The organism is Massilimicrobiota sp. An80 (assembly GCF_002159255.1).
Taxonomy (GTDB): domain Bacteria; phylum Bacillota_I; class Bacilli_A; order Erysipelotrichales; family Coprobacillaceae; genus Allocoprobacillus; species Allocoprobacillus merdigallinarum.
Genome location: NZ_NFHI01000079.1, coordinates 1 through 5,315, shown reverse-complemented (window position 1 = coordinate 5,315; position 5,315 = coordinate 1). Strand labels below are relative to the sequence as shown.

The 5,315-nt window shown below is 35.1% G+C and carries 5 protein-coding genes and 1 pseudogene; 3 read left to right on the top strand and 3 right to left on the bottom strand.

Annotated features, from left to right (window positions below; all coding sequences use genetic code 11):
- Nucleotides 1-509 precede the first annotated feature (509 nt).
- The 3 genes from B5G32_RS14030 to B5G32_RS13080 all read left to right on the top strand — a co-directional run bounded on the left by B5G32_RS14030 (nucleotide 510) and on the right by B5G32_RS13080 (nucleotide 2,756).
- Nucleotides 510-1,595: a reverse transcriptase/maturase family protein gene (locus B5G32_RS14030; protein WP_087305636.1), complete on the top strand. Its 1,086-nt coding sequence runs from the start codon at nucleotides 510-512 to the stop codon at nucleotides 1,593-1,595.
- Nucleotides 1,564-2,250 carry a group II intron reverse transcriptase/maturase gene (locus B5G32_RS14025; protein WP_255374778.1) on the top strand — a complete coding sequence of 229 codons (687 nt, stop codon included), beginning with the start codon at nucleotides 1,564-1,566 and terminating at the stop codon, nucleotides 2,248-2,250. Before B5G32_RS14030 ends, B5G32_RS14025 begins: the two co-directional genes overlap by 32 nt.
- Before the next feature lie 206 nt (nucleotides 2,251-2,456).
- Nucleotides 2,457-2,756, top strand: a complete 300-nt coding sequence (locus tag B5G32_RS13080) for a PTS sugar transporter subunit IIB (RefSeq protein WP_087245342.1) — start codon at nucleotides 2,457-2,459, stop codon at nucleotides 2,754-2,756.
- Here B5G32_RS13080 and B5G32_RS13075 read toward each other — a convergent pair.
- From B5G32_RS13075 to B5G32_RS14020, 3 genes and pseudogenes are all read right to left on the bottom strand, one after another.
- A complete protein-coding gene (locus tag B5G32_RS13075) occupies nucleotides 2,751-3,746 on the bottom strand; it encodes a Gfo/Idh/MocA family protein (RefSeq protein WP_087936909.1) in 996 nt (331 codons plus the stop codon). The two genes, B5G32_RS13080 and B5G32_RS13075, sit on opposite strands and share 6 nt — an antisense overlap.
- 3 nt (nucleotides 3,747-3,749) lie before the next feature.
- Nucleotides 3,750-4,481, bottom strand: a complete 732-nt coding sequence (locus tag B5G32_RS13070) for a class I SAM-dependent methyltransferase (protein WP_087936908.1) — start codon at nucleotides 4,479-4,481, stop codon at nucleotides 3,750-3,752.
- Nucleotides 4,482-4,576: 95 nt separating this feature from the next.
- Nucleotides 4,577-5,192 (bottom strand): annotated as a pseudogene (locus B5G32_RS14020) (CatB-related O-acetyltransferase).
- Nucleotides 5,193-5,315: the final 123 nt, after the last annotated feature.

The window sequence follows — 5,315 nt, the reverse complement described above, 5'->3', positions numbered from 1 at the left end:
GTGCGCACGTTCTTGCGCTTAATATATATTTCTTTTGAAATCATCGCTCCTGCAATGCGATGTAAAGCAACCGACTTACCTCGCGGGGATAACCCAACGGGGACCAAAGCATGTCGGTAAAGCCAAGATTAGTTCTCTATGAACGAGTAGCTTGGCAAGCTAGGCCATATATGGTAAAGCTTCTAGAGTTGAATCCAAGTCTTGTGGTTCTAGGAAGACATTCAGGTAACCACTCCTGTCTCTAAACTGTATATTCAATATAGGAAAGGTTGAATATAAGCAGGCTGTTTAGCACAGCTGACATCGTCAGCCCAAAAGACCAATTGGATACCTAAGTATGGAGTGACTATATTAAGTGTTACCGTGATATACCCTAGTGCTCTGGTTTTCTTTATTCAAACCATCACGGGTAGAGAGTCTCTACAGTAGCCCAACGATTTTCTGTAATGGATAATACATGGTGAAAGGAGACAGTTTCTAATTTCTATTTTTGAAAGGAGTTGACCCGAATGAGTCACCAAAAACTTTTAACGAAACTAGAAGGTTTTCGTGCCCGTAACAGTATAAATCACTGTTACATCAATAAAGATGTCTATCGTCTTTTATATGATAGAGACTTCTACTACATTGCCTATAACAGTATCAAATCCAATGATGGTGCTGAAACTGCTGGCAGTGACGGAACTTCTCTTCATGGATTCTGCGAAGAATGGATTGATGATTTGATTTCATCCTTTAGGGATGAAAGCTATCAGCCACAACCGAACAGAATCACTTACATTCCCAAGAAAAACGGAAAGATGCGTAAACTTAGTTTCCCTAATGGTAAAGATAAGTTAGTTCAAGAATGTATTCGTATCATACTTGAATGTATCTATGAACCTACATTCTCAAATCTTTCTCATGGCTTTCGTCCCAATCGCAGTGTGCACAGTGCATTGGCTCAAGTGGAAACCTGGCGTTCTACTGTTTGGTTTATTGAGGGCGATATCTCTGCATGTTTCGACGAAATTGACCATCGTATCCTAGAGTCTATTCTTCGTGAAAGGATTGATGATGAACGTTTTATCCGTCTCATCAATAAACTACTGAAAGCTGGTTACTTCGATATGGAGCATAACTTCCAGACAACGAAACGAGGTAACGCTCAGGGCTCTTGTGCAAGTCCAATACTAGCGAATATCTATCTAGATAAACTGGACAGATTCATGGAGAATATCATTCAAAGAGATACAAAAGGTAAATATCGTAAACAAAATCCAAAATATGCCAAACTGAGATATCAACTTAACAAAGCGATATCAGTGCATGATATCAAGGAAATCAAAAGACTAAGGAAAGAACTGAAAGCAACTTCATCAGTTGATGTTTTTGACCCTAACTTTCGTAGAGTACATTACGTACGCTATGCAGATGATTTTCTAGTAGGAACTATTTCTTCAAAAGCATATGCCGAACAACTTAAACAAGAAATCAAACACTTTCTTGAAAGTGAACTTCATCTAAGACTTAGCGAAGAAAAGACACTGATTACACACGCAAAAAACGAAAAAGCACATTTTCTTGGTTATCTCATCAACAGGAGATTTCCCTAACATTGACATCCTCATTGACAATCAAAAACTCATACACAAACTACGCGACAATGGAATGTGCAATGCCTTTGGATATCCTGCTTCCATAAAGAGATTATTATGCAAGCCTACTGAAGACATCATTACCTATGGTAATCAGGTTCTTAGAGGTCTAGTCAATAATAATCAAGGGTGTAGAAATTACTATGATATGCATAGAATCCAATATATCATCCAATATTCCATTGCTTATACGATTGCACGTAAATGTGATATCTCATTAAAGAAAGTCTTTAAAAAATATCACTCACAATTGATTTATTCATATACGAATGACAAAGGCAAAGACAAAACAATAAAATTAGCTTTGCACTCTTCATTCAAACGAGATAAGACATTCTTCTCACAGTGGCTTAGTAAAATCAAGCAAGATGTGGAATACAGATATAGAGATACGAATCCTCTCAAAAGAAACTGTTACATATGTGGCAATCCACAACATCATGTCATGTTTCATAGAAGAAGGATAAGTTCACTGCATATGCCTTATTCTCATATCATTAAAGAAATGATAAGAATAAACCGTAGGCAGATATGTTTGTGTAGAGAATGTTTTATAAAGGTCAGTCAGAACCTGTTAGAATACAATCAAATCGCAAAACGAAAACTCACTTAGAAATGGAGAGCCGTATGCATTGAAAGGTGCCCGTACGGTTCGGGAAGGGGCGAGGTCTTCTAGACTTCGCCTATTTCATACTTATATTGAACACTATGGAGTCACTCTACAGTCAAGAGTTTTTTTGATTTGATTGAAGTTTTTTCACTTTTTATAACAATATGATAAAATAGAATTATAAAGAAACATAGAAAGGAGAAAAACTTATGAAAATTTTATTATGTTGTAAAGCAGGTGTGACTTCTAATATGTTTGCCTCTGCCTTAAAAGATGAAGCTTCTAAAAAAGATATGGAAGTTATCATTTGGGCAACTGCAGAAACAATGATTGAATATTCTATTGAACAAGCAGATTTGATACTTGTTACACCACAGCTAAAAAGCTCCGTATCTAAATTTGAGGATCTTGCCAAAGCTGGAACTCCTGTTATTTTGATCAGTGATGAAGATTTTGTTCAATTCAATGCAAAGAAAGTTTTAGAAGAAGCACTTGCCAGTCTTTCATAATGATGACACTTGATCAGCTGGAAAAAGAATTCCAGCTTTTCTTCTGGCTATAGTTTGAACTTTACAAACTGTTAAGCTATGTTTCAACATCTCATAACATCTTTGATAATCTTGATTTTGATACATATCTACAAATGCTTGCATTTCAGCATACATAACATGTTGATGTTGATGATCTGTTTGTATGCTTGTTCCATCATGATTAACCCATTCAACTGTCTTGATAAAACTTGATGGTGTATCCACATAAAAATATCTTTTTTCTCCTTGAATGGTATTAAATGAAGGCGATTGACAATCTTTCGCTCCTATACATACACATTGAAAATGTGGATATTGTAAGACAAGAACACCCGATGTATCAATATGATGTTCAATACAAGGATAATAATGGATATCCTGTGGTTCACCAAATAATCCCACAACAAAATGAATATTATAAATATTGATATCCATCAATGCACCACCTGATTTGGTATAATCAAATACCGGCAAAATATCTCCTTCAAGAAATTTTTGATAGCGTGATGAGTACTGACAGAAATGACATTGTACAATCTTGATATTTCCTATTTCATGAAGATGATCTTTTATATATTGATAATGAGGTAAATATTGATTTGTAATAGCTTCCCATAAAAACAAATGGTTTTCCATGGCGATTTTTTGAAGAAATAATGCTTCCTGATAAGTCGATGTCATTGGTTTTTCTATAATAACATGTTTATGATGTTGCAAAGCCTTTCTAGCAAATTCAAAATGCAAATGATTGGGTAATGCGATATAGATAGTATCGACATGGCGATCATTTAATAATTGTTCATAATTTGTAGAATAACGTTCAAAACCATATTGTTCTACAATCTGTTTTAGCTTTTCCTCACTTCTTTGAGTTCCTGAAATATGAATGAGCTGAATATCTTTGATTTCATGAATAAAGGAAAGAAATTCACCCACAATCATACCACTTCCTACAATTCCTAGTTTCATTATTTACACCTTTTGTACCGCAATCAGCAACATCATAGGTCTACGCATTTCATCTTTCATACCATCCATATTCATCATTTCTAAAGGTGGTTGAGGTTCAACAACATGTTGAATCATGAAGCCATGTTTCATGAGCGTTTCAAGATATGTCGTCAAAGTACGATGATATTTCACCACTTTTTCTTGTAAAAAGACGGCTTCACGTTGTCCTTCATAAAAATAACGATCAACTGGAAAATGTAAAATATTCCCATTTTCATCGTAATACCAATCCTGATTTCCATAAGATGTGAAAACAGGATGCTCGACTGAAAACACAAAATTTCCACCCTTTGTCAACCAATTGGCAATATGTTGAACCAATTGTTCATAATCTTTGACATAATGTAGTGCCAATGAACTGAAAACCACATCAAAACTATCAGGTTCTAATGTTAAATCTTCCATAGCGATTTGACGATATTCTATTTGAGGATGTGCATGCTTTTGTTTGGCCGTTTCTAGCATACGTTTAGAAATATCAACACCCAAAACATATTGCGCATGATGTTCCGTCGCATATTGACAATGCCACCCATATCCACAGCCTAAATCTAAAACTCTTTTTCCTTGAAAATCTGGCAGTAGCTTTTCAAATTCATGCCACTCACCAGCTCCTTGAAGTCCGTAAATAGAACGATACATTTGACTATATTTTTCAAAAAAGACTTCATCATCATATTTATTCTCTTTCATAAATAACCTTCTTTCCCTTTTATCTTAGCATATCCATGAAAAAAAGCATATGTTTTTCACATACGCTTAATGACTTATATTCTCCCCATATCTTTTTAAAATGATTGAATCTGCTTCTTAACTTCATCTAAGTCTGAATTGCATAAAATCGGCAAAGCATCTACTAATTGTTCTGGAGGGAGATCCCACCATTTCCACTGTAATAAAAGTCCAATCAATTCATCATCAAATCTTTTTCTAATGAATCGCACAGGATGACCACCAACAATAGTATAAGGCTCGACATCTTTTGTCACAATACTATGTGCTCCAATAATAGCGCCATCACCAATATGTACACCTGGCATAATGACACAATGTCGCCCAAACCAGACATCATTGCCAATGACTGTATCTCCTTTAAATGGCAACTGGGCTAAATGATCAGGAACTCGTTTTGCCCATTCGCCACCCATCACAGCAAATGGATATGTTGACACACTATTGATACGATGATTGGCTGAACCCATAATAAATTGTGTTCCAGAAGCAATCGAACAAAACTTTCCAATAATCAAACGATCGCCAAATTCGGGATAATTAAATAAGATATTCTTTTTTTTCAAAATGAATTGCATCTTCATCATCATAGTAAGTATATTCACCAATTTCAACATGACTTGCTTTCACAACATTTTTAATAAAAAAAAGGACACGACACAAAGTGAGAATAAAGAAAAAAGGGGCTGTAACGAAATAAATATTCGTAAGGCCACCTAAAAAAGAAAACGACAATGATTATCTTTAATGATTATCATTGTCGTTTTTGGTATAATTAGATTATGGAATCTTCTA

What these genes read in the sequence shown, in the direction of transcription:
- B5G32_RS13070 (WP_087936908.1), bottom strand. Translation starts at nt 4,481, where the DNA reads ATGAAAGAGAATAAATATGATGATGAAGTCTTTTTTGAAAAATATAGT.
- B5G32_RS14030 (WP_087305636.1), top strand. Translation starts at nt 510, where the DNA reads ATGAGTCACCAAAAACTTTTAACGAAACTAGAAGGTTTTCGTGCCCGT.
- B5G32_RS13075 (WP_087936909.1), bottom strand. Translation starts at nt 3,746, where the DNA reads ATGAAACTAGGAATTGTAGGAAGTGGTATGATTGTGGGTGAATTTCTT.
- B5G32_RS13080 (WP_087245342.1), top strand. Translation starts at nt 2,457, where the DNA reads ATGAAAATTTTATTATGTTGTAAAGCAGGTGTGACTTCTAATATGTTT.